The sequence below is a fragment of the Microbacterium sp. genome, assembly GCF_031179285.1.
GTDB lineage: Bacteria > Actinomycetota > Actinomycetes > Actinomycetales > Microbacteriaceae > Microbacterium.
In genome coordinates this window covers 16,710-40,847 of record NZ_JAPSHY010000003.1, presented here as the reverse complement: position 1 = coordinate 40,847, position 24,138 = coordinate 16,710, and the positions used below count along the sequence as shown (strand labels likewise).

Sequence of the window (24,138 nt, the reverse complement as noted above, 5' to 3'; positions counted from 1 at the left end):
TCGGATCGTCGTCATGCCGCGCCGAGCGAACGCAGTGCCCGGATGCTGCGCTCGGCCAGCAGATCCTGGGTCTCGGCGAGAGGACGCCACACGGAGGCTGCGACGGCGATCGTCGCGTTCTCGCCGGTGAAGCTCTCGAGTCCGAGTGCTCCACGGTAACCCGCGTCATCGAGCGCGCGCAGGATGCCGGGCCAGTCCGTGTGGTCGTCACCGACGGCACCTCGGTCGCTGCCGCAGACCTGCACGTGCGCGATCGCCGAGCCCGCGGCGCGGATCGCGTCGTCGGGCTTCTTCTCCTCGATGTTGAGGTGATAGGTGTCGAGGGCGAGCCCGACCCCGGACCCGATCAACGGGGCGAGCGCATCGAGGCTCTGCTCCACCGTGTTCAGCACGCTGGTCTCGTAGCGGTTGAGCGGCTCGACGGCGAGCGTGATGCCGCTTTCGGCCGCCTCATCGGCGAGGGGCGCGAGGTTCTCACGCAGTTCGCGGACGATCAGCGCTCGCTCGTCGGCATCCATCCGCCAGGTCACTCCTGTCGGTGCGTAGAACGGCCCGGCCACGACAGAGGCTCCGAGAACCCGCGCGGCGTCGATGCACGCCCGCAGATACTCCTGGGTGCTGCCCACGTCGCCGGCGCGCGCGAGGAGCGAACGCCGCGGTCCCATCGCACCGATCACGACCGCACCGAGGCGCAGGTCGTCCAGGGCCGCACGGACTCCCGCCGGGTCCCAGTCGCCGACGTTCTCGAGCGGAAGCTCCAGCGCGGTGTATCCCAGATCGGCGGCCTTGCGTGCAAGGGGTCCGAGGGCTGCGTCGGTGAGCGGAGACGTCCACACCCATGTGTTCACGGCGATCGTGCGCGGCATCCTGCTCCTTCGTATGGTGGGCGTCGCTCGACGACCGGGCCGAGGACCCGGTCGTCGAGCGACGAGATGTGCCTCTGGCGGTTACGGGATCTGCCGGTCCTGCCAGACGGTCGGGTAACCGGGAAGGTTCTCCCCGCCGAACTTCGCATAGTGACCGTCGGGCATGCCGTCGTTGGCCGTGAGGTAGTCGTCGAGCTCGGCCTCGGTGATCGGCTTCTGCGGCAGCACCCACTCCTTGGGCACCTCTTCGCCGGCGAAGATCTTCTGCGCCGCGAGCAGCGGGGTGCGCCACTGGAAGTTCGAGTACACCGGAGCGAGACCCGTCAGCCCGGTGTCCTTCCACTTGCGCAGGAAGCTCATCTCGTCTTCCCCGGTCATGACCGGGTAGTCGGCACCGGCGTCCTCGAACGCCTCGATCGCGGCGACGGCGCCGTCGCCGGCATCCATCCAGATGCCGTGCACGTCGCCCTTGGCGAGCTCATCGGCGATGATGCTCTTGATCTCGGCGGGGTCGGCACCCGTGAAGTGGTCGACGGCCTCGATGCCCGCCTCGTCGAAGAGCTTCTTCGCGCCCGCCCAGCGGTGCTCGAGCACGTCCACACCCGGGAGGATGCGCAGAGCCACGACCTTGTCGCCCTCTTCGAGGTTGTCGATGAGGAACTCAGCGGTGTCGATGCCCCATGCGAAGCCACCGATGGGGTGGATGAAGGTGACGGGGCAGTCGGTGTTCACGCCGCGGTCGAACACGATGACGGGCTTTCCCGTCTCGCATGCGCGTTCGACGGCCGGAGTCATCGCCGCCGTGCTGTTGGGCGAGATGAGGAAGACGTCGCAGTTGCCCTCGGAGATGAAGTAGTCGATGTCGGCGATCTGCGTGTCGTCGGAGTCCTGCGCGTCGCGCGTCTCCATCTCGCTGATCGCACCCGCGCTCTGCAGCGCCTTCAGCTGCTCGTTCATCGTGATCCAGCCCGTCTGACGCCACGGGTTGGAGATCGAGGCGTTCGCGAAGCACGCCTTCTTGGCGCCTTCACTGGCGAACTCCGACGTGTCGATCATCTCGGCGTTGATGTGCTGCAGGTACGGCTCATCCGCCGGACCCTGCGGCTCGACGCCCCGCTCTTCGAACTGCTTGTCGAACAGCTCCTGATCGAACCACTCGGTCGTCTCGGCCGTCTCGTCGGGGTTGTCGGACTCGACCGGCGCGACGGACGGGTCGGTCGTACACCCGGCGAGCGCGATGAGGCCGAAGAGAGCCACCCCGGCGGTGGCGATCTTCATTGATCGTCGCATTGCTAATCTCCTCTGGTTTCTGTGTGGCCCCCGGAGGCGAGGGCAGGTGACGCGGACTGTCGAGCCGGCTCGCCTGGTGGCGGGACCTGCTCCTTCCCCTGGTCGGGAGAAGTCTGTGGGCCTCGCCTGCGCCGCGCCCGGAAGGCGACGGCGGAGTAGGCGACGGCGGCGATGATGATGACGCCCTGAACGGCGTCGCGGAGCGTCGACGGGACGCCGGCGATGTTCAGCAGCATGAACAGGGCCTCGAGCGCGAAGGCGCCGGCGGCGGCGGCCACGATCCACCCGCGGCCACCTCCCAGCACCACTCCGCCGAGGACCACCGCGGTGATGGCGATGAACTCGTACCCGCGCCCGACCGAGGGGTGCACTCCGGCGTAGCCGACGAGCAGCACGGCGGAGACGGTGGCGGACAGCGACGAGATCACGAATGCGCGGGTGGTGACCCAGGCGCTGCGTGCGCCGGCGAAGTCGACGGCCCTGGCGTTGTCGCCGACCGAGATGAGGAGCTTGCCGAGCGGACGCTTCGTGATCCAGATGCCGAGGGCGAGCCAGCCGATGAGGATGAACACGGCCCACGGCACGAAGTCGAGAAGCGGAACGTCGCGGATGCCGCCGCGGCCGATCTCGCGGAAGCTGTCGGCCGGGTTGCCCGTCGCCGCCCCTCCGGTCCACCACATGACGCCGCCGAGAAGGGCGAGCATCATGCCGAGCGTGACGATGAAGGACGGCACCTTCAGCAGCGTCGTGATGGCGCCGTTGACGAGACCGACGACAACTCCGACGACGATCATGAGCAGCAGCACGGGGACCGTGCGGGAGTCGTCCTGCCCCACGAGGTTGCCGGCGATGATCACCTGCGCGGTGATCAGCGAGCCCTGCGACAGGTCGAACTCTCCGGCGATGATGACGAAGTACTGACCGATCGCGACGATGGCGATCGGCGCCACCCGCTGGATGAAGCGCATCAGCTGACCGGGCTCGGCGAAATTCGGGTTCAGCACGGTCACGGCGATGAGCAGGAGCACGAGGAGCAGGAACACCGCTCCCCGCGGGCTGACGAGTGCACGCAGCGCGTTCATGCGCGCCCTCCTTCCGCGGGTGTGGTGGTATCGGCGAGGTGGGACGCCGCCGCAGCCATCTCGGGTTCGGCTGCCTTCGCGGCGTCGTCTCCCCCGGTGCGCGTGCCTCCGGCTCCGAAACGCGGACGGCGAAGAGCGATGGCCCGGCGGCTGTACACCGCGACCGCCGCGACGATGACGACACCGCGGACGACATCCTTCAGGAACGGGTTCACCTGCATGACGCTCATGACGTTGTCGACGACCGCGAGGATGGCGACGCCGCCGAGGCTTCCCCAGATCGAACCGCGCCCGCCGAGCAGGAGCGTGCCGCCGAGCACGACCGCGGCGATCGAGAGCAGCGCGTAGCCGCCCTGCTGCCCGACCGTGGGACTGCCGACCCCCAGCCGGCTGGCGAGGAGGAGACCTGCGAGGCCCGCGAACACCGAGCACAGCACGTGGGCGGTGATGAGCGGCGGGCGGGTGCGCACGCCCGACAGGCGCGCGATCTCGGGATCACCGCCGACCGCGTAGAGGTGGGCACCGGTGCGCGTGCGGTTGAGCAGGAACCAGACGAGCACTGCCAGCACGATCATGATGATCGTCGAGACGGGTACCGGCCCGACGCCGGTGGCACCGATGAGTTGGAACTCCCAGGGGACGTTGCCCGCCGATCCCTCGAAGTTCGTGTTCAGGATGCCCTGCAGGATGAGCCCTGTGCCGAGCGTCGCGATGAACCCGTTGACCTTGAGCACCGTGACGATGAGGCCGTTGACGAGACCGATGCCCGCACAGACAAGCAGGGTGACCCCCACTGCCGCGGGGATGTTCGCCGGGTTGCCGTTCATGATGGTCGCTGCCAACAGGCTCGACAGGCTGATGACGTACGTCACCGAGAGATCGAGCGATGCGCCGAGTACGACGAGGGTCTGCCCGATCGCGACGAGACCGAGCACGCTCATGCCCGTGAGGATGTCGCGGATGTTGCCGGGGCTCAGGAAGTTGCGCCCCACGGTGCCGACGAGGATCGCGCCGACGATGAGCGAGAGGATCAGGATGCCGAGGACGATGATCGTGGAGTCGATGCGGATGCGCTTCATCGTGCGCCTCCGACCGGTGCCGGGCCGCTCGGGCGGGATGCCCCGGTCGCAGCCCCGAGGATCTCGTGCTCCGCGGAACCGGCCGGGAGCTCCGCGACGAGCTCGCCGTCGTGCATGACGAGGATGCGGTCACTCATTCCGATCACCTCCGGCAGTTCGCTGGACACCATGAGGACCGCCTTGCCGGATGCCGCGAGGTCGCGCATGAGCTGGTAGACGGCGTACTTCGCACCGACGTCGATGCCGCGGGTGGGCTCGTCGAACAGCACGATCTGAGGCTGGGTCAGCAGCCATTTCGCCAGCACCACCTTCTGCTGGTTGCCGCCGGAGAGGAACCTCACCTCCTGATCGAGGCCGCGCGCGCTGATCTCGAGCGAGCTCAGTACGCCGGGCACCTCCCGGCGTGATGCGGCAGTGCGGCCGGCGAAGACGCTGCGGACGACGAGGAGCGCGTTGTCGAGGACGGACTGCCCGAGTGCGAGGCCCTGTGCCTTGCGATCTTCGGAGACGAGGGCGAGGCCGGCGCGGACGGCCGCGCGAGCGCTGGTGATGCGTATGGTGACCCCGTCGATGCGCATGGTGCCGCGGGTGAACGCGTCGATGCCGAAGATGCCTTCGACGAGCTCGGTCCGGCCGGATCCCTGCAGGCCCGCGATGCCGACGATCTCGCCGGCGCGCAGCGACAGGGAGACCCCGTCGACGAAGGCGTTCCCGCACTGCTCCAGCTCGAGCCGCGGCTCGCCGACGGTCGTGCCGTCCACGGCATCCGGGAAGTACGACTGGATCGACCGGCCGACCATCCGGCGGACGAGCTCATCGGTGGTGAGCGCGCCGGTCTCATCGGTCGAGACGAGCGCTCCGTCCTTGAGGATCGTGATGCGGTCGCAGAGGTCGAAGATCTCCTTCAGCCGATGCGAGACATAGATCACCGCGACGCCGCGGGAGGTGAGCTTCCGGATGATCGCGTACAGCAGCTCGACCTCGTGGTCGCTCAGAGCCGCCGTCGGCTCGTCCATCGAGATCACCCTGGCATCGAACGACAGCGCCTTCACGATCTCGACGATCTGCTGCTCGGCCACCGTGAGCGATCCGACGCGGGCCTGGGGGTCGATGAACGAGACGCCGAGATCGGCGAGGAGCTGGCCGGTGCGCTCATGCATCGCCCCGCGATCGACGAAACCGGCACGGCGCGGCTCCCGGCCGAGGTACACGTTCTGCGCGACGGTGCGCTCCGGCAGGAGCGTGAACTCCTGGAAGACGGTCACGATTCCGGCATCCATCGCCTGCCGTGGGTGCGAGTGATGCACCTGCTCGCCGAGGTAGCTCACCGACCCCTCGTCGGCCGGCTGGACTCCCGCGATGATCTTCATCAGCGTGGACTTGCCTGCGCCGTTCTCTCCGACGAGGCCGTGGACCTCTCCCGGCCGGACGTCGAAGTCGATGCCCTTGAGAACCTCGACGCCGAAGAACGACTTGCGCACGCCCTGGACGGCGAGCACCGGCTGCGTCGTGGTCGCCGTCACTGCGACACCTCCATCCATCGGCCGTCGTGCGCGGCCGAGTCGAGCACGGCCTCCGTGAGCACGGCGGCGCGGTGACCGTCGGCGAACGTCGGCAGGCCCTCGGGCTCCTCGCCCGCGATCGCCGCATAGACGTCGGCCATGAATCCGTTGAACGCGTCCTGGTAGCCCATCGCATGACCGGCGGGCACGCGCTGCAGACGCGCGGAGTCCGCGTCTGCCGTCGAGGGGTCGCGCAGCAGCAGCTGGGACTGCGCCCTCGAGCCGACCCACAGCTCCTCCGGACGCTCCTGCTCGAAGCGAAGACTCTGCTTCGAACCGTGCAGTTCGAGCGTCAGAGCGTTCTTGCGCCCTGCCGCCATCTGCGAGATCAGCAGCGTTCCCAGCGCCCCCGACTGCGTCTCGATGAGCACGGCCACGATGTCCTCGGTGTCGACCGCTCGCCCGGCCCGCTCGGCGAACACCCGGCGCGTACGCGCGCTCAGCGCGCGGATCCGCTCGCCGATGACGAACTCGATGAGATCGCACAGATGAGAACCGATGTCGGCGAAAGCCCTGGATGCGCCGCCGGAGGAGGCCTGTACCCGCCAGTCGTCGTCGCTCGGCAGCAGCATCCAATCCTGCAGGTACGAGCAGTCGAGGGTGAGCAGCTCCCCCACGTCCCCCCGCTGCATGCGACTTCTGGCCTCGCGGACCATCGGGTGATAGCGGTAGACGAAGGGCACCGCGCCGACGAGCCCGTGTTCGGCGGCGGCATCCACGAGGCGCTTCGCGTCGGATGCCGTCGTCGCCAGCGGCTTCTCGCAGACGACGTGCTTGCCGGCGGCGAATGCGCGCAGCGCGAGATCGGCGTGTGTGGCGTTGGGGGTGCAGATGTGCACGACGTCGATGTCGGCGGCATCCAGGAGTGCCTCTGAGTCAGCCTCGGCGCGCTCTGCTCCGAGCGCGAGCGCGGCGATCCGTCCGCCGGAGGCAGAGCTGGTGGCCACGGCGCGAAGCTCGGCGCCTGCATCGCGGGAGGCGGTGCGGTGAACGCGCGCCATGAATCCCCCGCCGAGGATGCCGGCGCGGATCATTCCGAGGCCGGTGTCAGTGACATCCGTTGTCATGCTGGCGATTCTGGCACATGCCGCGCACCTTTTGCTAGCTCGTCGTCAAAAGTTTTTCGTTGCGGAATCAGAAGCCTGCAGTCTGCGTGCCGAAGTGCTGTGGTTTACTGACGCAATGGTTGATGTTCTGAGGCCTGCAGCGGCGGGCAATCCGGGCGCCGGAGAGATCTTCCAGATCCTTCGCGACGGCCACGCCCGCACCAAGGCGGAGCTCGCGGCCCTCACGGGCCTCGCGCGGTCCACTGTGGCCTTGCGCGTGGACTCCCTGCTCGCCGCCGGCCTCCTCCGACCGGCGGGCGAGGCCGTGTCGACGGGCGGACGTCCGCCCGCCCGCGTCGCGTTCAATCCCCGCGCCGGGTTCGTTCTCGCCGTCGATCTCGGAGCCACGCATGCCACGGTCGCCGTCGCCGACCTGGCCGGACGCATCCTCGACTCGCACACCAGGGCCATCGACATCGGCGACGGCCCCGAGAATCTGCTCGACACGATCCTCGCCGACGGATCCGCACTGCTGACCGAGTCCGCCGCGCCCGACGTTCCGCTGGTCGGCGTCGGCATCGGAGTACCCGGGCCGGTGGAGCATTCCACCGGCAGACCGACCAACCCGCCCATCATGCCGGGGTGGGACCGCTTCGACGTTCCCGGTTACGTGCAGCGCACGTTCGACGTCCCGGTGCTGGTCGACAACGACGTGAACATCCTCGCGCTCGGCGAGCAGGCGACCAGCTGGCCGCAGGTCGACGACCTCATCTTCGTGAAGGTCGCGACCGGGATCGGTGCCGGCATCATCGCCGGCGGTCAGCTGCAGCGAGGCGCACAGGGCTCCGCCGGAGACATGGGGCACGTGCAGGTTCCTGCCGGTGCTGGCTCCAGCCGTCAGCTCGGCGATGAACGCGATCTGGAGGCCCTCGCGAGCGGATCGGCACTCACCGTCGCCCTGCGCGAGAGCGGCCACGACGTGCACAGCCCGTCCGATGTGGTCGCCCTCGTCAGAGCGGGCAACACCGCCGCGATCGAGGCGACCCGCCAGGCCGGCCGCGATGTCGGAGAAGTGCTCGCCACGGTGGTGAACCTGCTCAACCCGTCGATCATCGTGCTCGGTGGCAGCATCGCTCGCGCGGGCGAGCACCTGCTGGCCGGCGTCCGTGAGGTCGTCTACCGGCGATCCATCCCGCTCGCCACGCAGCATCTCGCGATCGTGCAGTCGCAGGCGGGAGAAAGAGCCGCGGTGCTGGGGGCTGCGATCATGGTCGCGCGCGAAGTGCTCTCGCCCGTCAACGTCGACGCATACGTCGCCGCCCGGGCGGCGCGGGCGGACGCCGCTCGTTAGGCTGAGGGCGTGACGTCCCCTCCCCGTGCCCGCGCCTCCGACGCTGCGAGCGCCTCGCCCTATGAGCGAGCACTGGGCGAGCGGATCTCCGAGCTGCACCCGAGGACGCAGCGATACTTCCGCACGATCCCCGACGGGTATGTCGGCGTCGGTACCGGTGTGTTCACCACGGCAGGATCACGGCATCGCTGGCTCTGGCCGCTGTTCCGCCTCGCAGAGACGGCCGGCGTGGCGTTCGCCGGCTGGGAGACCGACGTGCCGTTCCGCATCGAGAACCGCACGGTCGACGGGTGCGCCGTCGCGGTCCGTGAGTTCGAGCTCGCCGGACGCCGTTGGATCATGCCCGACATCGTGATGCTGACGCCGGGCGGGGTCCTCCGGAACGCGATCGGCGTTGGCCGGTCGGTCGTCACCACCTTCGACTGCGACGTGCGCGATGAGGCGCTGGTGCTCTCGATCCGACGCGTCGGGCTTCGGATCGGGCGCCTTCGATTGGCGGCGCCGGCGTTCCTTCGGCCTCGGATCGGCCTCATCGAGCGCTGGGACGAGGACCGGCAGCGGCATCACGTCGACATGACGATCGACGCCCCGATCCTCGGCCGGGTCTACGAGTACCGGGGGTACTTCGAATACGCAGTGGAGAGGGAGACTCGATGAGAGACGGCCGCGTCGTCATCGGCGGATCGACGGGTTTCATGGGGCAGTACCTGCTCCCCCGCCTGCGCGCAGCGGGGCGGGAGGTCGTGACGATCTCGCGATCCGGCGCCGACCTCGGCTGGGACGACCAGGCAGCGATCGACCGAGCCGTCGACGGCGCGGCGCTCGTGATCGGACTGGCGGGCAAGAGCGTCAACTGCCGATACACGCCGGCGAACAGAGCAGCGATCTTCGCCTCGCGGCTGCACACGACGGCATCGCTCGGCACCGCGATCAGCCGAGCGATCGAGCCACCCGCGCTCTGGGTCAACTCCTCCACCGCGACCATCTACCGCCACGCCGAGGATCGACCCATGACCGAATCCAGCGGAGAGATCGGCACCGGGTTCTCGGTGGAGGTCGCCAAGGCATGGGAGGCGGCCCTGTATGCGGAAGACCTCCCGGCCACCCGCCGGGTCGCGCTGCGCAGCGCCATCGTGCTGGGGCACGGCGGAGTGCTCGGTCCGCTGAAGAACCTCGCCCGGATCGGCCTCGGCGGCGCGCAGCACGACGGGCCGTGGCCGATCAGCCGCGCTCGACGCAGAGCGGGCACAGCTCACCTGCGGGGCGCGGGCCACGGGCGCCAGCGGTTCAGCTGGGTGCACGTCGAAGACGTGGCCCGCATCATCGACTTCCTCGAGGAGACGGATTCGCTCGAGGGTGCCGTCAATGCCGCAGCCCCCAATCCGGTGGACAACACCGAGTTCATGGCCACTGTGCGCAGGGCGTTGGGCGTGCGGTTCGGCCCCCCGATGCCGCGGTGGATGCTGGAGCTCGGCGCGATCGGCATCCGCACCGAGACCGAACTGATCCTGAAGAGCCGATGGGTGCTCCCCGAGAAGCTCACCAGGGCGGGTTTCGAATTCCGATATCCGACGCTCGAGCCGGCGATCCGGGAGTCGTTCGACGTCGCTCCCGCTTAGGGGCGCGCAGGGTCGTCGTTCGAACCGGCATCCGCGGCGGGATCGTTTCCGCCGGCGTCGCGCCGGCGCTTCTCGAGCTCCTGGCGCAGGCGCCACTCCTCGATCTCGCGATCGAGGTCGGCGATCTGCTGCTCGGTGGTCCGCGTGTCGCTGACGGGCGCCGGCTGAACCTGCGTCGGGGCGGTGCGTGCAGCCCGTCGAACGCGTGGAATCGCGATGCCGGAATCGCCGTACTCGCGGCCGATCGTGAACCACAGGATGCTGCCGATGAGCGGCAACAGGATCACGATGATGATCCACACCATCTTCGGCAGGTACTTCACCTGCGAATCGTCGCGCGTGATGATGTCGATCAGCGCACCGATCATCAGTGCGACGATGAGGAGCGACAGGATCGGCATGAGATCAGGGTAGACGACGCGGGGCGTCTCGCGCCTACGGCAGCAGGTGTCCGGCGGCGCGGAACAGTTCGTACCACTCCGAGCGGGTCAGCACGATGTCGGCGCCGGCGGCCGCATCGCGAACGCGCTCGGGGGTGGTCGTGCCCAGCACGACCTGCATGTGCGCGGGGTGACGCGTGATCCACGCGGTCGCGATGGCGATCGGTGTGACCTCGTGGGATGCCGCGAGCCTGTCGAGCACCGCGTTCAGCTCGGCGTACTCGGGGTTGCCGAGGAAGACGCCCGTGAAGAACCCGCCCTGGAACGGCGACCACGCCTGGACGGTGATGTCGTTGATACGGCAGTACTCCACGATGCCGCCGCCGTCGCGCACGATGCTCTGGTCGTCGGCTGCCATGTTCGCAGCCACGGGCTGGGCGATGATCGGCGCATGGGTGATCGAGAGCTGCAACTGGTTGGCGACGAGCGGCTGACGCACAGCGGTGCGCAGCAGATCGATCTGACGCGGCGTGTGATTGGAGACACCGAAGGCGCGCACCTTGCCGGCGGCCTCCAACTCGTCGAACGCGCGGGCGACCTCATCGGGCTCCACGAGAGCGTCCGGCCGATGCAGCAGCAGCACGTCGATGTAGTCGGTGCGCAGTGCTCGCAGCGACCCCTCGACCTGCGCGACGATGTGCTCGTACGAGAAGTCGAACATCTTCTCGGCGGGCACGATGCCGCACTTGGTCTGCAGGACGATCTCACTCCGCTCCGCCGCACTCAGGTCCAGGGCCTCGGCGAAACGCGCCTCGCACGCGTGCATGCTGCCGCCGTAGATGTCGGCATGGTCGAAGAAGTCGATTCCGGAGCCGCGCGCAGCCTCGTAGAGCTCGCGGATCTGAGCGTCGTCCTTGTCACTGATGCGCATCATTCCGGCGATGACGGCGGGGGCGGTGGCGGTTCCGAACGGCACGGTCTTCATCCCGCAACCGTACCGCTGATTGAATTGCTCCATGGCCTTCCTCGTCGCGCCCGCCCCCGTCACCCTCACCGGCCGCCTGGTCGAGCTTCGTCCGCTTCAGAGGGAGCATCGCGACGGACTCATCGACGCTGTGCTCGAAGGCGACCTGTGGAAGACGGCGTGGTACACCTCGGTCCCCGCTCCCGACGCGGTCGCCGCCGAGATCGACCGCCGGCTCGCGCTGATCGACACCGGCGAGATGGTGCCCTTCACCACGTTCGACGCGACGGGGCGGGTGCTCGGCATGACGAGCTACTACGATTTCGCCGCTGACGTTCCCCGTCTGCACATCGGCTACACCTGGAACCGCCCCTCGGCGCACGGCACCGGCACGAACGCCGAATCCAAGCTGCTGCTGCTCAGTCACGCCTTCGAGACATTGGGGGTGTTCCGCGTCGGGCTCACCACACAGTGGATGAACTTCCAGTCGCGGGCGGCGATCGAACGCCTCGGTGCGAAGCAGGACGGTGTGATGCGTGCCGTCGCCCGCTATCGCAACGGCACCCTGCGCGACAGCGTGGAGTTCTCCATCATCGAACCGGAGTGGCCGGCGGTGAAGGCGAATCTCGAGGTGCGACTCGCCCGACGGGGCTGACGTTCAGGTGCCCGCGGTCGGTGCACTGCGCTGATCGACCAGCGGACAGCTGAAGACGTCGCGCTCACCGAGCCCGACCCGGTTGATGTAACGGACGACGATCGCGTAGGACGTGAAGAGACCCGTCTGCGCGTACGGAATGCCGTGTTCACGGCAGTAGGCGGCGATGAGCGGCGCGGCCTTGCGAAGGTGCGGGCGCGGCATCGAGGGGAACAGGTGATGCTCGACCTGGTAGTTCAGCCCGCCCATAGCGATGTCGACGAAGCGGCCTCCACGGATGTTCCTGCTCATCATGACCTGGCGGCGCAGGAAGTCGAGCACCAGGTCTCGGGGAACGACCGGCATCCCTTTGTGGTTCGGTGCGAACGACATCCCCATGTAGAAACCGAACAGCCCGAGTTGCACACCGAGGAAGGCGAAGGCGATCCCCGGCGAGAGCACCACGAAGACCAGCACCAGGTACCCGATCATGCGCACGCTCAGGAACGCGATCTCCGCCCAGCGGCGCTCCAGGCGTCCGCGCACGACGACGCGTCGGATGCTCGAAGCGTGGAGGGATATCCCCTCCAGGAACAGGATCGGGAAGAAGAGCCACCCCTGGTGACCCTGCAGCCAGCCGATCATCCCACCCCGGCGACGCGCCGCGGTCTCTTCCGTGACCGCGATCACCGGGAGTTCGATGTCCGGATCGGCGCCGAGCTTGTTCGGATTCGCGTGGTGCTTCGTGTGCTTGTGCTGCCACCAGCCATAGCTCATGCCGACGAGCAGATCGCCGAGCACCAGGCTGATCCAGTCGTTCCAGCGGCCGGAGACGAAGATCTGGCGGTGTGCCGCATCATGGCCGAGGAACGCGATCTGCGTGAACACGATCGCGAGAACGGCGGCTGTGAACAGCTGCCACCAGGTGTCGCCGATCCAGACGAACGCGAGGAGGCATGCGGCGAGGACGAGAGGAGCTGCGATGAGCTTCGTCCAGTAGTAGCCGTAGCGCCTCCGGAGAAGTCCACGGCTGCGGACCTCGTGAGCCAGCTCTGTGAACGGACTCGTCTGGCGCGCGGTGCTTCCGCGCTTCCCGGTACGGACAGTCGAGCGGATTCCGCCCATGATGACCCCTTTTCCGCGGGTCTCCCTGCCGTAGGGCGGCGCCGCTCTCCGACTTCATCGTCGAGATGCACCGGGTCTGGGATGCGTCCACCTCTGACGCTACGCCTGCTGTCTGGACGAGACTCAGACAGGACGGCGCGTGGGCGTGTCGGCCGCGGGGTCGCTGCTCCGCAGCGCGGGAGTCACTCGGTGGCTTTGCCTGACCACGAGCCGGACCGGCGCGTGGCCGACCCCGGCTGGCGCATGACGTAGCCGAGCGAGCCGGTCGACAGAAGGAGGCCTGCGACGAAGACGATCGACTGGAAGTCCTCGATCGTCTGCGCGAGCCCCATGACCCAGATCCCGCCGATGAAGAGGATCAGGAAGAGGATGAAGCTGAAGATCACGATGTCTCCTGTCGTAGCGGCCGTTCTCAAGGATACCGCCGACCGGTAGCGCATCGTGCCGGCCCTGGAAACCCCCTCCCCCTTCCGCGGGTGCACTGCTTGAGTGCCGTCATGGATTCACCACTGACTGCACTCGTGATCAACTGCACGCTGAAGCCTTCGCCGTCGGAGTCCAGTTCCGATCTGCTCGGATCGCAGATCCTCGCCGCTCTGGCGCAGCACGGCGTCGTCGGCGAGACGATTCGCGCCGTCGACCACGACATCCTTCCGGGCGTGTTGAAGGACATGGGAGAGGGCGACGCCTGGCCGCCCCTGCGGGAGAAGGTGCTCGCAGCAGACATCCTCGTCTTCGTGACTCCCACCTGGCTCGGCCAGCATTCGAGCGTCGCCCAGCGCGTGCTCGAGCGCCTCGATGCGGAATTGGGCGAGACGGATGCCGTCGGGCGCCCCATCCTGTTCGACAAGGTGGCGATCGCGGGCATCGTGGGCAACGAGGACGGCGCCCATCACATCGCCGCCATCCTCTTCCAGGCGCTGGACGACGTCGGCTTCACGATCCCGGCGCAGGGCTCGGTGTACTGGAACGGCGAGGCGATGCAGGCCACCGACTATAAAGACCTCGATGAGACACCGCAGAAGGTCGCCGAAGCGATGTCGACCGCCACTGCGAACGCCGCGCACTTGGCCGCCCTGCTCAAGGGGCGCGGATATCCGGCCCCGTAGACATAGACGACCCGCAGACCCAACGCGACGACCCGCAGACCCAACCAGAGAGAGGACGAGAACCATGTCGGATCCGAAGTCATACCCAGAGGACGAGGGCCCCTTCGAGCCTGCCGAGACCACCACACCCGCCGAGGAGAGCGAGGACCAGGGGCCGATCACCTCGGCCGGCGGCGTCGACGACCCGATCGAGCAGGGCGAGGAGTCGAACGTCGACCCGGACATGTCGCCGGAGTAGGCGGCACAGGGGCGATAGCGTCGCTGCGCCTAGGCGGACGCGTAGGAGTATTCGCTGACGACGAGACCGGGGAGCACTTCGCGGTCTCCGTCGTGGCGGAAGCCGAGCCTCTCGTAGAGGTGTCGGGCGGGGGTGTTCGCTCGCCCGGTGGCGACCACCCTGACGATGCAGACCTCCAGCCTTCGCGAGATCCGCGACGCGGCCGGGCAATGACCAACCCATTGGCCGCCATCATCGGGCCCTGTTATACGCGAGCATCTCTGGCGCGCGCACTCGGGTGGACAGAGCAGGACGTGGCGAATGCGGTGGAAGTGCTCGATCTCCTGGAACTCGACACCATCGAAGGCAAGATGCTGTACCCCGCCTTCCAGGTCTCAGATGGCCGAATCGTCGCAGGTCTAGCCGAAGTGCTCGGGACGCTCCACACCGGGACCGAGTCGCGGTGGACGTGGGCGCAGTGGTTGAACAGCACTGGCTATGCGGAAGAGTCACGCCGCCCCATCGACATGCTCAAAGACGGCGAACTCGACCAGGTTCTCCTGGAGGCCCGCCACGATGCGTGGTCGTGGAGAAGCTGACCCCGCTGTGCCGTTGTGCTCGTGGAACACCGACCCGGCGCGAGGCCTCACGCACCTGCACGGTCGCGGCCTCTCGTCTCACGTGGAGGCCAGGCCGTTGCCGACAGTCAGAGGGTGAATTTCGGAAGCTGCGCCACGGTGAGCTCCGACCCAGGGGCGAAGTCGAGCACGTTCTTCTCGGCGTCGTACAGTGCACCCACATAGAAGTGAGAGAGGTCCTGGGCAAACGCCGACGCTCCATTGAACATCCGCTGCACCTTCGTCGCGGAGGTGGTCTTCCACCCCACCGCCGCACCCATCACTGCGGGCCTCTACACTGCATGGCGCGAGGAGACGCAGGTCACGCACGTGAGTGCTCAGCTCACGGTCGCGCATGCGCCGAAGACCAGCACGGACCGTGTGGGCTCCGACATCCCACCACAGCAGAATGGGAGCCTCGAAAGCCATCACATGATGACACTGCTCGTCGGGACGCTTGCCACGGAACTCCTCAAAGACGCGGGTCTGCCCTCCAAAGTGGTCGAACCGATCCTTACACCGCATGGGACGTGCACTGACTTTGAGCGCAGCCGACTCCACGCGGCCCTGGTCTGCCATCATCGTCAGCATGACCACGATGGATACGCCGTCGATCTTCTTCAGCACCTTCTTCGGAGTGCCCCGCGAGCAGTTGGACGACTACGGGGCGTTCGATCTGAACCTTCTTGCCGACGTCGAGCTGTTCGTGGACCCTTTCCTCCTCTTCAACAGCGCGAACCCCGAGTATCAGGAACTGCATGAGAACATCCTCCGGTACCTGCGCTACCTGAAGTCTTTGGCGGACGAGCCGCTCTCCGACGCGACGATCCGAGATCTGTTCCGGTTCCAGGAAGTCGGCCAGAACTGGTTCGGGTACACCAAGATCGGCAACCGCGGCGCAGGGCTCGGCATCGACTTCGCACGTGCTCTGCGCTCCACGATTGGACGGGTCGTGGCGAACGAAGGCGAATCGTTCGGGACGGAGAGCAGCCACCTCGAGAAGGTGTCCCTCATCACTGGCAAGGTTGGTCTCGACAAGATCAGCGACTTCACTACCAACCTCATCAAGGACTACCTGGTCACGTACACCGAGACTTTCGCCCGCGAACATCTCGACCCGAGCCTCTGCGCCGACATCGCCGTCACCCGAATCCGCTTCAACTACGAGACAGAGACGTGGATGACTGAGGTGCGCTACCTCCCTGTCTTCGGCGACGACTACGTCCTCCTCACACCGACGGACATCCTGGTTCACCAAGACACCTGGATCAACCACCGAGACATGGTCAGCCGATACCCCGAGATCGCGGCCGCCGTCGACGACGACGTGCTCCGAGAGAAGGTCGACCGTTACTTCTACTCGGCGCTCAAGGACTCGAAGAAGAAGGCCGAGGAAACGGCCATCCGAACGACGACTCTCATCACCTTCCCGGAACTCATCGACGTGTACATCCGTCTGAAGGAGGAAGCCGGCGATGGAGCGGTGGCTGTCAGCGACGAAGAACTCGCGCGGCTCCGCGGGATCTTCGTGGAGTTGTTCTCGCAGCTCCTGCAGGAGTTCTGGTCTCTCCCCGAGATGGAGCACCGGCCGCCCATCGATAGCTTCGACGAAGCGAAGCGTCGGTGCGACGTCTTCAAGAAGTGGGTGGAGGACAAGGATGGGTGGAGGACGCTGAACACAGCGCGTGGCCGCGCCAGCGAGGCGGATGTGCAGCGTCTGATCTACCTGACCCTGCAGGCGAGCGACTTCGACGTCAACCGCGAGGTGAACAACGGACGTGGGCCCGTCGACCTCAAAGTCAGTCGAGGGAGCCGTGACACGTCCCTCATCGAAGTCAAACTCGCGAGCAACAGCCACCTCGCCCGGAACCTCGAACGCCAGGTCGAGATCTATAAGAAAGCCAACGAGACGAAGAACGCCGTCAAGCTCATCGTCTTCTACGACGCGCTCGAGCAAGCGAAGGTGGAGCGGGTCTTGAAGGCTCAGGAACTGGCAGAGAGCGACTGGGTGGTACTCGTAGACGCTCGCGACGACAACAAGCCGTCCGCGTCAGTCGCCTGAGACGACGCCTCGCAGGCGTCCGCACGCATGCGAAACGAACGAATCGGCGGGAGGTTGAGCGAGAACGACTGACACAGAGCGACGGGACGACTCACGTCATGTGCTCGACGGTTGAGTCTTCGAGTTCTGCTCAAGAACCCATTCCTGCGTGACTTCTGGTTGCCATATGGGCAGTTCAACGATGTCATGCCACTCGCCACGCTCGGTGACGTCGTCGCGGCGGGCCGCGAATACACGAAACCTCGGAGGTATGAATCCGATACGTCGACTCGCCTCCAACACGGTCTCCCGAACGTCCCCGGCATCCTGCAACCACGCTTGGGAGTCGTGGCCCTTCAACCGGTGAGGCGACGCAGGTGGACAATAGGCGCCGTGGAAAATCCAACGCATCGGATCGTCTTGACCGAGGTCAAACTCAAAGCCCGCGCTGACGCTCACACCCGATGCGCTCTTGTTGACGACTTCAACTCCCACGAGCACTTTCGGGTCTGTCCCCTCGGGCAAGGTCACCTGGCCGAGTGCTTGCAGCGGCATCGTCACTACCTCCATATTGCCAACGATGCGCGCGCCGAGGAGGTTCAGTCCAAGCGAGACACTCATGAGACCATACAGCGCGGCGAGCGAGGCCTCGAGCGTCTGCATCATGTTCGTCAGCTCTGCATCGGAGACGGTGGTGCCGCCGCCTTGGCTGCGTTGCGCAGACTGCCACTCGACGAGTTCCTCGATGGTGAACGTCGCCTCGTTCTGGTCCACGGCAGTGTGATGCTTGCCGCACATGAGAAGAAGGTTGTCAGGAGTGTTGATGAGGGTCTTGTCGTAGGTGCGGTCGTAGCGAGGTCCGTCGACCTTCTCGGAGCGGATGTGCGCGATCTGGACAGCAATGCTTCTAACACCGCGAGCGGGGTCTTCAAACACCAGCGATTCGTTGCAATCGGGATAGGCGCAGTGCGATGCCTCCGCGAAAAGCATCTTGATGGTGGGCAAGGAGTAACTGCGGGCCATGCCATCATCTTCCCGGATCGGGGTCCCGTCGGTGTCGTAAAAGTTAAGAGACGCTGATACCTGGGGGTGCATGCTACAACTATCTCGTCGGCAACACGGCCGACCTCTGGGGAAGGAACAAGATGGCGAACGGGGACATCCGGACGTACTACGAAGACGGTCAGTGGAAGTCGAAGGTGGATGGAAGCTCCCGAGCCGCTCATGTCGGCGGAACCAAGACCGAGCAGAGTGCGGTTGGTCGCGACATGGCTCGTCAGCGTGGCGTGGAGCACCGCATCACCCGCACCGACGGAGCGGTCACGCAGCAGAACTCCTACGGCAACGATCCACGCAGCAGCAAGGGCTGAGGGCAGGGGGCGCTCGCGTCCGAGCGCCCCCTTTCCGCCGAGGAGGCGTTCACCTCTAAGAGTTCCGAGCAGCGCGGCTGAACCGCGCTGTGGTGCGACTAGTCGTCCTCTTGCGCGAATTCCTCAATGAACGCAATCATCGTCGCGGCCTCATCGTCGGCTACGCCACGACTAGTCAACGCCTTCAGAAGAGCCGGGCGCAGTTGACTACGAAGGTCCGCCGGGATGACCTCCATGGTGAGCATGTTCCCTGCGTACGCGAGCACGCGCATGACCGCGATGTTCGCTTCCACGCTGACGGCCACCTGATTGTCGAATAGGACCCCGTGGTCGAGTTTCGTCGCGCTGTGCCCCGCGGAAGCAAGCAGGATCGAATACGCGAGAACCTTGGCCGAGCGACGCACATCCCCGTGGCGCAGCCACACGTTGGCCGACGACCAGAGCTGCTCAGCGAAAAGTAGCTCCGTGTGGTTCTTCTGCGCGGCCCGCGCGAATCGCTCGAGCTGTCTTCCGAACACGGCTCCGTCTCGCCTGCTGGCGAGGGCGTGGAGCATGAACCCTTCGTAGATCGGGCGCCGGCTGGGCACCGCTATCTGTCGAGCTTGCTCCCAGAGGGCGTATGCGCCGTCAGGATCACCGTCAGCGAAGGCGAGGGATGCCAGCGCACTTGCAGCGCGGGACCGAGCGTTCTCGTCGCCAGCGCGCTTCGCAAGCTCCTCTGCACGTCGCGCTACAGAGCGCGCCACTTCATGGTCTGAGACGTCGTCGTCGTTGACGAAGGTGTTAGCCAGGGACGCGAGCGCCAACGCTGCTCGTTCGTCGTCGCCAAAGGCCTCCGCTTGCATCGCCGCTTTCTCAAAGTGCGGACGCGCGTTGAGCGGGCGATGAGCGCGAGCATGGATTTCGCCGATGTTCATCTCGACCAACGATCCCAATACCCGGTCATTACGGTTCAGCGCGATCTCGCTGGCAACTTGGAGGCGTTCGAGAGCCTTCTCGTCGTCATCCGACCTCATCAAGACCAAAGCAGAGTCGTTGAGCGCGTTGCCGAAAACGGTCGGCTGGTCCACAGGCGACAGTTCCTCAAGCGCATCGTCATACAACGCCAGCGCGACATCGAGGGCATGGTAGGAGTGCTCTGCGACACCTGCAAAGTCGAGAAGCAGAGATGCACGCGGACTTTCGTCATCGCTGAGTAGACGCGCGGCCGAACGCAGGTGGTCGAGCGCCTTTGACGAGTCCGTATCCGCGTCCATCATCAGCAATCCGGACAACCTGAAACACTCCCCCGCAAAACTCGACGACACCCCTGCGCCATGGGCCGCACAGTTCTGCAGGCGCGAAGCACCCTCCTCAGAACGTCCAGTCGCGAGCCAGACAACGCGGAGGTTCCTGATGCCGCGCATGGCCCATTCCTGGTCACCACCCTCCAGGAGCTTGTTGACTGCCTCCAGCAGAACGCTCTCAGCCTCAGAAAAGGGGAAAGCAGCCGCCTCGGGTGACATCGCATCTCCTGCGCGCGCGTCGAGTGCTTCGGATACCAGTACGGCTCCGAGATCTGCGCGGGCCCGAGCCGAGGAAAGGCCCGCTGCTTTCTCGACAGCGCGACGCAACAGCGGGACCGCTCGGTCGAATCTTTCGAGCTTTGCGTAGTCGATGGCGAGTTCATGGGCAGTTTCCGCGAGAAGTCCAGGGTCCCCTGACTCCTCGGCCACAGCAAGAGCGCGTTCTGCATATGAGACAGCTCGTAGCTGGTGACCATCGTCCCGCTGAGACTGCGCGAGGTGCCCGAGTGCCGCAACCTGCAGTTGGGTGTCGCCCCTGCGCTCAGCATTCCTCAATGCGCGGCGAAGTTTGGTTCGCCCACTTCGAACGTCACCGTCCAGGATGTCCATCACCGCGGTGCGTGCCAGCCACGAACCTGCGAGATGAGGGTCGCGAGCGTCATGAACGCGCTTCTCGAGGCGTTCCAGGCGCAATCGAGCTTCATCTGGGCGATCTTCGACCGCCGCGTACTCGACGAGGTTGAGTTCGGCCCCAACCACGCCGACGTCGTCGCCGAGCTGCTCGTAGCGCTCGAGCGCGTCCTCGGTGACCTTTCGCGCCTCAACGGCGTCCCCGACCTCATGATGCAGGGCTCCGAGGCTTTGGAGGAGTCGGGCTGCACTGAGCGAGTCACCCACCTCGTCAGCGACGTGAACCGCATCGCGATACAGCGCCAGAGCGTCATCTGTGTGCCCTTCGCGACGGGCGGCGAACGCGGTGACGGCCAGAATTCTTGATGCTATTTTGCTTGTCGGAGCTTCTGCGCGGATGCGGCGGGCGCGCTCGCTGACGGGCGTTTCGCTCCTGTACTCGTCGAGGACGGACTCGAGCGAAACACCAAGAACGTAGGAAACCCCGATACTAATGAGTGCGTTCGCGGCAACGAACGCCCCATAGCCGGCGAGTTCACCTGCGACTTCCGCCAACTCGGCGACGTGCTCCTCGTCCCGCCGTTTGTAGGCGCGCATGAGCGCGGCCATGACCAGTTCGTGTCCATTGTCGAAGTCTCGCCAGTTGTCGGGGAGCTCGGCATCCCACTCAGTCATCGGACGGTCCGTCCGGGAGACGTTCGCGCCGGTCGATGGTCGCTAACGTCATGGCTCTCACAATTGCGCGAGACAACGCGTCGTAGACAAGGGAGTCCAGTTCATCCGCATTCTGGAAGTTCCGCGTGACGACCTCGGACACCTGCTGGTCTTTAATGAACTCGGCAACGTCCTCGGGGAGCTCCGCGTCCTTCCGAATGAGAATGTACCGGTTCGCTCCGCCCTCGCGCGCGGCGAGATACTCGGCATACACGATGGGAGAAAGACCTCCATCGACCAGAAGGATGAGGCCAGAACTCGTCTTGGCATACTTGACGCACTCGTGCTCCGAGTGAAGTTCGCCTACGGCCGCGTCGCGCTCCCAGAACCATGCCCGGTGCCCCGAGACCCGGTCGACCGCGCCCGCGGTGACAAGGCGCTCTGCGTCGAGGGTGGTCCTCATCCGAGAGCTGATGAAAACGCGGGCGTGGTCGTGGTCCCTGCCGTAGACGATCTCGTCCCTCAGCTCCTCCGAGACCTTCCTGCCCACCCGAAATCCCTCCCTCTCTTTCGCAGATCACTCTGCCAGATCATCACGCGCGGAGGGGTTCACCGGGTCCTGAGTGAGCCGCTCGCGCAGAAGAGTCGGGAGGAGGCCGCGCCCTTGGAGCACGTCAGCCACGAGGTCGCGCACCGCGTCAGGCGTGCGACCCGGGGCCTTCGTGAGCATGTCCTCCCATGCATTCTGGACGTCGTACGCGATCTCCGCGATAAGGGGCGGTGCCACCATGTGCACGTGAGCTTCGGCGCCCTTTGCCCCGTCATCGTCGATGCCCGGCTTCGGGGAGATGATGACGGTCGCGCTGCCGACAGGCGCTTGTGGCAATCCTCGGTCAGACGCAAGTAGCCGGAGCTGGTCGTTCGCTTGGCGCACCTCCTTGTGAGGGACGACACCCGATGGTTCATGATCGCTCTTCGCCTCAAGGGCCAGCCAGAGTTCGTTGTCCCACAGCCACACTGAATCGCAACGCCCCTTGCCCTTCGGCTTGAACGCGTCCGCACCGACGAGCTTGCCGAGCTCGGTCAGTGCAGGCTCGTACACGGAGGGCGACCGCTTACTGAGCCCGACGTGGATCTCGCCCAGCCGACTACGAAGCTTCCCTTGGTTTACGCCGCCGACCAACTGGGCAGCGACCTGTGTCACCGCCACCATGTCAGCAGCTCCCAACGGACTGCGTTCCATCGACGGGAACGGTGCCATCTCGCGAACCCAGGACCCAAGGCTCTGAACGCGCTCGGCCTGGCGCACCAGCTGCGCGGCAGCGGCACGTCCCGCAGCATCGCCTGCCTCAGACGCAGCGTGGTCACTCCACGCAGCTTCCAGATACATCCAGAACGCGCGATACCCGGCAGCGTCGCGCCCTCCGGCTCCAACCAGACGCGCGACCTCGTGCGCATGCGTCGCAGCGTCCGACCACGCGCCCGCAGACGCCGACGCCCACGCCCGCACTTCCTCAGAGACTGCCGAGGCCAGAGCGGCGGTACCGGGCGGGTCGACCTTCACCGCGTCCTTCCTCATCGACTTGAGGTGCGGCTCTGCTCCGTCAATCCACGTGCTGTCCGTCGCCTGATTCAAGAACGCGGCGACGTTCGTCATCACATCGGTCGCATTGAACGCCTGGGAGTTCTCTCGGCCGAACGCGACCTCCGCCTGCAGCTCAGGGTCGAGCGCATCAGTTACCTCCGGACGGGTGAGGTAGCGGGACAGCTCCTTGCCCAAGACGAGAACGATGGCCGTGTCGTGCGGACCGCGCGTGCAACGACCAGCCCCCTGGATCACTCGTGTGCGGACGCGGGCTGCAATAGCAGCACCTGCGCGAGCGCGAGTCTGAAGGAACCGTTCTTGAAGGTTGTCCTGATTCGGAACCCCATCCATCGCGACGACGCGACATGCCTCGCCGGGCAGATCGAGGCCGTCATATCGAGCAGCGAGACCACAGACTCCGTGCTCCAGGTCTGCGAACGGAGCCATCCCATCCGCGACATCGTTGATGTCGAAGACCGGCCAGGACGGCTGCGCCAGGTCTCTCGCGTCCTGCTCGGCCACATCGGTGCGCGGAGCGAGGACCAGCGCCTTTCCAGCGGCTTTCACCACGTCTTGGGCGAACTCCGTAGCATCGACTCCCTCGACGAACTCGGGAAATACGAAGAAGCGTCGGCCGTACCGCGGCGCGGTCGCGGGAGCGGGAAGCCTGTCGATGGACAAGCGCCCGAACGCGCGCTCCAACTCCCCACCCTCGCCGAGGGTCGCCGACAGATACACCCGCTGGCGGGCGTCGGTGAACAGGCGATTCTGGTGTGTGGGCGGAATGTAGGGGCGCACCAGAATCCCGGAGTACGACACGTAGACGAGACACGGAGCAAGGCCCGCTCGAATCATGGAATAGCGGTACTTCAGCGGCGCGTCGAGGGCACCGAGAGCCGAATCCAACGCCGCCACCATCCCAGGCTGACGGAGAGGTACCACCAGCCGCGTATCGTTCCCGATGCTAGGGTCGGGCGCGCCCTGGCGGAGACGTTCAAGGAATACTCCGTCCAGCGCGGGCGCGACCGCTTTCAGCACTGCTGCGTACTCCGCCGGCGATTCCCGACGCTTGAGCATGACCCCGTAAGCCTCGCCGACATACTGCTCCCCCGCATGCGCATCGTCGAACAGGATCATGTCCGGGTCAGCGAGATGAGGGTTGCTGTTGAAGATGGTGCTGTACGTCGTCACGGCGATCTGCGCCGCCGAGTCATACGCGGTTTCAGCAGCAGCCGGCCACTTCGCGTGCGGTCCGATAAGCAGAGAGGTGCGGATGCTCTCCCGGTTCGCCGCACCCACGACCTGCATGGCGAGTTGCTGCGTGGGGCATGCGTAGACGACTCGCGCACGACGGCTGAGACGCGTCCACTCAGCAATAACCACGCCCGTCAGCGTCTTGCCTGTGCCCGTCGGAAGCTCCAGCGCCACGTCCGGCTTGTTCGTCAACTCGGCGAACGCGCTGAGCATCTCGGACTGATGCGCCCACAGACCTGGCACCGCGTCCGGCCGCGGGGGCAGGTCACGGTACATCTCAGCGGGTGTGCTGGCAGCAGTGGTCGACTGACTCGGTTTAACGAACGGCACGTGAACTCCCTCGTGTCTGCGCCCTCTCGGGCACCTCATGCTTCGTA

General features: G+C 66.1%; 24 protein-coding genes. 9 read left to right on the top strand and 15 right to left on the bottom strand.

The annotated features are described in order from the left end of the window. Positions 1 to 11: 11 nt before the first annotated feature. The 6 genes from RIN18_RS02495 to RIN18_RS02470 form a co-directional block, all read right to left on the bottom strand. A complete protein-coding gene (locus tag RIN18_RS02495) occupies positions 12 to 866 on the bottom strand; it encodes a sugar phosphate isomerase/epimerase family protein (protein WP_309102364.1) in 855 nt (284 codons plus the stop codon). Positions 867 to 947: 81 nt separating this feature from the next. Continuing rightward, entirely contained in the window at positions 948 to 2,144 is a 1,197-nt protein-coding gene (locus tag RIN18_RS02490; protein ID WP_375163484.1) for a substrate-binding domain-containing protein, read from the bottom strand. A 14-nt stretch (positions 2,145 to 2,158) separates the two neighbouring features. After that, on the bottom strand, positions 2,159 to 3,238 hold the full coding sequence (locus RIN18_RS02485) for an ABC transporter permease (RefSeq protein WP_309102362.1): 1,080 nt from the start codon (positions 3,236 to 3,238) through the stop codon (positions 2,159 to 2,161). Continuing rightward, complete coding sequence (locus RIN18_RS02480) at positions 3,235 to 4,317, bottom strand: ABC transporter permease (protein WP_309102361.1); 1,083 nt, start codon at positions 4,315 to 4,317, stop codon at positions 3,235 to 3,237. The genes RIN18_RS02485 and RIN18_RS02480 overlap by 4 nt, the downstream gene beginning before the upstream one ends. Continuing rightward, positions 4,314 to 5,858 (bottom strand): sugar ABC transporter ATP-binding protein, encoded by a 1,545-nt coding sequence (locus RIN18_RS02475; protein WP_309102360.1) that lies wholly within the window; start codon positions 5,856 to 5,858, stop codon positions 4,314 to 4,316. The genes RIN18_RS02480 and RIN18_RS02475 overlap by 4 nt, the downstream gene beginning before the upstream one ends. Further along, positions 5,837 to 6,946, bottom strand: a complete 1,110-nt coding sequence (locus tag RIN18_RS02470; protein ID WP_309102359.1) for a Gfo/Idh/MocA family oxidoreductase — start codon at positions 6,944 to 6,946, stop codon at positions 5,837 to 5,839. Before RIN18_RS02470 ends, RIN18_RS02475 begins: the two co-directional genes overlap by 22 nt. 115 nt (positions 6,947 to 7,061) lie before the next feature. Here RIN18_RS02470 and RIN18_RS02465 point away from each other — a divergent pair, with 115 nt between their 5' ends. The 3 genes from RIN18_RS02465 to RIN18_RS02455 are packed head-to-tail and all read left to right on the top strand — an operon-like array spanning position 7,062 to position 9,895. Next, a complete protein-coding gene (locus tag RIN18_RS02465) occupies positions 7,062 to 8,276 on the top strand; it encodes an ROK family protein (RefSeq protein ID WP_309102358.1) in 1,215 nt (404 codons plus the stop codon). A 9-nt stretch (positions 8,277 to 8,285) separates the two neighbouring features. After that, on the top strand, positions 8,286 to 8,933 hold the full coding sequence (locus tag RIN18_RS02460; protein ID WP_309102357.1) for a DUF4166 domain-containing protein: 648 nt from the start codon (positions 8,286 to 8,288) through the stop codon (positions 8,931 to 8,933). Further along, positions 8,930 to 9,895 (top strand): DUF1731 domain-containing protein, encoded by a 966-nt coding sequence (locus RIN18_RS02455; RefSeq protein WP_309102356.1) that lies wholly within the window; start codon positions 8,930 to 8,932, stop codon positions 9,893 to 9,895. The genes RIN18_RS02460 and RIN18_RS02455 overlap by 4 nt, the downstream gene beginning before the upstream one ends. On the opposite strand, the gene RIN18_RS02450 is transcribed toward RIN18_RS02455, so the two are convergent. Both RIN18_RS02450 and RIN18_RS02445 read right to left on the bottom strand, forming a co-directional pair. Beyond that, entirely contained in the window at positions 9,892 to 10,296 is a 405-nt protein-coding gene (locus RIN18_RS02450) for a PLDc N-terminal domain-containing protein (RefSeq protein ID WP_309102355.1), read from the bottom strand. The two genes, RIN18_RS02455 and RIN18_RS02450, sit on opposite strands and share 4 nt — an antisense overlap. 34 nt (positions 10,297 to 10,330) lie before the next feature. Further along, a complete protein-coding gene (locus RIN18_RS02445) occupies positions 10,331 to 11,260 on the bottom strand; it encodes an aldo/keto reductase (RefSeq protein ID WP_309102354.1) in 930 nt (309 codons plus the stop codon). A gap of 31 nt (positions 11,261 to 11,291) precedes the next feature. Here RIN18_RS02445 and RIN18_RS02440 point away from each other — a divergent pair, with 31 nt between their 5' ends. Beyond that, entirely contained in the window at positions 11,292 to 11,894 is a 603-nt protein-coding gene (locus tag RIN18_RS02440) for a GNAT family protein (protein WP_309102353.1), read from the top strand. A gap of 3 nt (positions 11,895 to 11,897) precedes the next feature. On the opposite strand, the gene RIN18_RS02435 is transcribed toward RIN18_RS02440, so the two are convergent. Together RIN18_RS02435 and RIN18_RS02430 are read right to left on the bottom strand one after the other, a co-directional pair. Next, positions 11,898 to 12,998 (bottom strand): acyl-CoA desaturase, encoded by a 1,101-nt coding sequence (locus RIN18_RS02435; RefSeq protein WP_309102352.1) that lies wholly within the window; start codon positions 12,996 to 12,998, stop codon positions 11,898 to 11,900. Positions 12,999 to 13,180: 182 nt separating this feature from the next. Continuing rightward, a complete protein-coding gene (locus tag RIN18_RS02430; RefSeq protein ID WP_309102351.1) occupies positions 13,181 to 13,384 on the bottom strand; it encodes a hypothetical protein in 204 nt (67 codons plus the stop codon). A gap of 111 nt (positions 13,385 to 13,495) precedes the next feature. Here RIN18_RS02430 and RIN18_RS02425 point away from each other — a divergent pair, with 111 nt between their 5' ends. The 3 genes from RIN18_RS02425 (at position 13,496) to RIN18_RS02415 (ending at position 14,923) form a co-directional block, all read left to right on the top strand. After that, on the top strand, positions 13,496 to 14,107 hold the full coding sequence (locus RIN18_RS02425) for an NAD(P)H-dependent oxidoreductase (protein ID WP_309102350.1): 612 nt from the start codon (positions 13,496 to 13,498) through the stop codon (positions 14,105 to 14,107). Between the two features lie 64 nt (positions 14,108 to 14,171). Beyond that, positions 14,172 to 14,345: a hypothetical protein gene (locus RIN18_RS02420; RefSeq protein WP_309102349.1), complete on the top strand. Its 174-nt coding sequence runs from the start codon at positions 14,172 to 14,174 to the stop codon at positions 14,343 to 14,345. A gap of 209 nt (positions 14,346 to 14,554) precedes the next feature. Further along, the gene (locus RIN18_RS02415; protein ID WP_309102348.1) at positions 14,555 to 14,923 is read left to right on the top strand and encodes a hypothetical protein; all 369 of its coding nucleotides are present in this window, start codon (positions 14,555 to 14,557) and stop codon (positions 14,921 to 14,923) included. Positions 14,924 to 15,030: 107 nt separating this feature from the next. Here the strand turns inward: RIN18_RS02415 and RIN18_RS02410 are convergent, their stop codons facing one another. Then, positions 15,031 to 15,222 carry a BspA family leucine-rich repeat surface protein gene (locus tag RIN18_RS02410; RefSeq protein ID WP_375163489.1) on the bottom strand — a complete coding sequence of 64 codons (192 nt, stop codon included), beginning with the start codon at positions 15,220 to 15,222 and terminating at the stop codon, positions 15,031 to 15,033. A gap of 308 nt (positions 15,223 to 15,530) precedes the next feature. Between RIN18_RS02410 and RIN18_RS02405 the strand changes: the two genes are divergently transcribed. Next, positions 15,531 to 17,003 (top strand): hypothetical protein, encoded by a 1,473-nt coding sequence (locus tag RIN18_RS02405; RefSeq protein WP_309102346.1) that lies wholly within the window; start codon positions 15,531 to 15,533, stop codon positions 17,001 to 17,003. A 96-nt stretch (positions 17,004 to 17,099) separates the two neighbouring features. Here the strand turns inward: RIN18_RS02405 and RIN18_RS02400 are convergent, their stop codons facing one another. Continuing rightward, positions 17,100 to 18,005: an HNH endonuclease gene (locus RIN18_RS02400; RefSeq protein WP_309102345.1), complete on the bottom strand. Its 906-nt coding sequence runs from the start codon at positions 18,003 to 18,005 to the stop codon at positions 17,100 to 17,102. A 122-nt stretch (positions 18,006 to 18,127) separates the two neighbouring features. Here RIN18_RS02400 and RIN18_RS02395 point away from each other — a divergent pair, with 122 nt between their 5' ends. Then, positions 18,128 to 18,352 carry a DUF2188 domain-containing protein gene (locus RIN18_RS02395; RefSeq protein ID WP_309102344.1) on the top strand — a complete coding sequence of 75 codons (225 nt, stop codon included), beginning with the start codon at positions 18,128 to 18,130 and terminating at the stop codon, positions 18,350 to 18,352. Between the two features lie 98 nt (positions 18,353 to 18,450). Here RIN18_RS02395 and RIN18_RS02390 read toward each other — a convergent pair whose 3' ends face one another. The 3 genes from RIN18_RS02390 to RIN18_RS02380 are packed head-to-tail and all read right to left on the bottom strand — an operon-like array spanning position 18,451 to position 24,091. After that, positions 18,451 to 20,943 carry a tetratricopeptide repeat protein gene (locus tag RIN18_RS02390; protein ID WP_309102343.1) on the bottom strand — a complete coding sequence of 831 codons (2,493 nt, stop codon included), beginning with the start codon at positions 20,941 to 20,943 and terminating at the stop codon, positions 18,451 to 18,453. Then, positions 20,936 to 21,472: a hypothetical protein gene (locus RIN18_RS02385; protein WP_309102342.1), complete on the bottom strand. Its 537-nt coding sequence runs from the start codon at positions 21,470 to 21,472 to the stop codon at positions 20,936 to 20,938. Before RIN18_RS02385 ends, RIN18_RS02390 begins: the two co-directional genes overlap by 8 nt. A gap of 27 nt (positions 21,473 to 21,499) precedes the next feature. Beyond that, positions 21,500 to 24,091 carry a DEAD/DEAH box helicase gene (locus RIN18_RS02380; protein WP_309102341.1) on the bottom strand — a complete coding sequence of 864 codons (2,592 nt, stop codon included), beginning with the start codon at positions 24,089 to 24,091 and terminating at the stop codon, positions 21,500 to 21,502. Positions 24,092 to 24,138: the final 47 nt, after the last annotated feature.

Coding starts and splice junctions, on each gene's coding strand:
- RIN18_RS02405 (WP_309102346.1), top strand. CDS start 15,531: ATGACCACGATGGATACGCCGTCGATCTTCTTCAGCACCTTCTTCGGA.
- RIN18_RS02415 (WP_309102348.1), top strand. CDS start 14,555: ATGACCAACCCATTGGCCGCCATCATCGGGCCCTGTTATACGCGAGCA.
- RIN18_RS02485 (WP_309102362.1), bottom strand. CDS start 3,238: ATGAACGCGCTGCGTGCACTCGTCAGCCCGCGGGGAGCGGTGTTCCTG.
- RIN18_RS02480 (WP_309102361.1), bottom strand. CDS start 4,317: ATGAAGCGCATCCGCATCGACTCCACGATCATCGTCCTCGGCATCCTG.
- RIN18_RS02455 (WP_309102356.1), top strand. CDS start 8,930: ATGAGAGACGGCCGCGTCGTCATCGGCGGATCGACGGGTTTCATGGGG.
- RIN18_RS02475 (WP_309102360.1), bottom strand. CDS start 5,858: ATGGATGGAGGTGTCGCAGTGACGGCGACCACGACGCAGCCGGTGCTC.
- RIN18_RS02465 (WP_309102358.1), top strand. CDS start 7,062: ATGGTTGATGTTCTGAGGCCTGCAGCGGCGGGCAATCCGGGCGCCGGA.
- RIN18_RS02400 (WP_309102345.1), bottom strand. CDS start 18,005: ATGGCCCGCAGTTACTCCTTGCCCACCATCAAGATGCTTTTCGCGGAG.
- RIN18_RS02450 (WP_309102355.1), bottom strand. CDS start 10,296: ATGCCGATCCTGTCGCTCCTCATCGTCGCACTGATGATCGGTGCGCTG.
- RIN18_RS02390 (WP_309102343.1), bottom strand. CDS start 20,943: ATGACTGAGTGGGATGCCGAGCTCCCCGACAACTGGCGAGACTTCGAC.
- RIN18_RS02445 (WP_309102354.1), bottom strand. CDS start 11,260: ATGAAGACCGTGCCGTTCGGAACCGCCACCGCCCCCGCCGTCATCGCC.
- RIN18_RS02435 (WP_309102352.1), bottom strand. CDS start 12,998: ATGGGCGGAATCCGCTCGACTGTCCGTACCGGGAAGCGCGGAAGCACC.
- RIN18_RS02395 (WP_309102344.1), top strand. CDS start 18,128: ATGGCGAACGGGGACATCCGGACGTACTACGAAGACGGTCAGTGGAAG.
- RIN18_RS02470 (WP_309102359.1), bottom strand. CDS start 6,946: ATGACAACGGATGTCACTGACACCGGCCTCGGAATGATCCGCGCCGGC.
- RIN18_RS02490 (WP_375163484.1), bottom strand. CDS start 2,144: ATGAAGATCGCCACCGCCGGGGTGGCTCTCTTCGGCCTCATCGCGCTC.
- RIN18_RS02440 (WP_309102353.1), top strand. CDS start 11,292: ATGGCCTTCCTCGTCGCGCCCGCCCCCGTCACCCTCACCGGCCGCCTG.
- RIN18_RS02410 (WP_375163489.1), bottom strand. CDS start 15,222: ATGGGTGCGGCGGTGGGGTGGAAGACCACCTCCGCGACGAAGGTGCAG.
- RIN18_RS02420 (WP_309102349.1), top strand. CDS start 14,172: ATGTCGGATCCGAAGTCATACCCAGAGGACGAGGGCCCCTTCGAGCCT.
- RIN18_RS02495 (WP_309102364.1), bottom strand. CDS start 866: ATGCCGCGCACGATCGCCGTGAACACATGGGTGTGGACGTCTCCGCTC.
- RIN18_RS02425 (WP_309102350.1), top strand. CDS start 13,496: ATGGATTCACCACTGACTGCACTCGTGATCAACTGCACGCTGAAGCCT.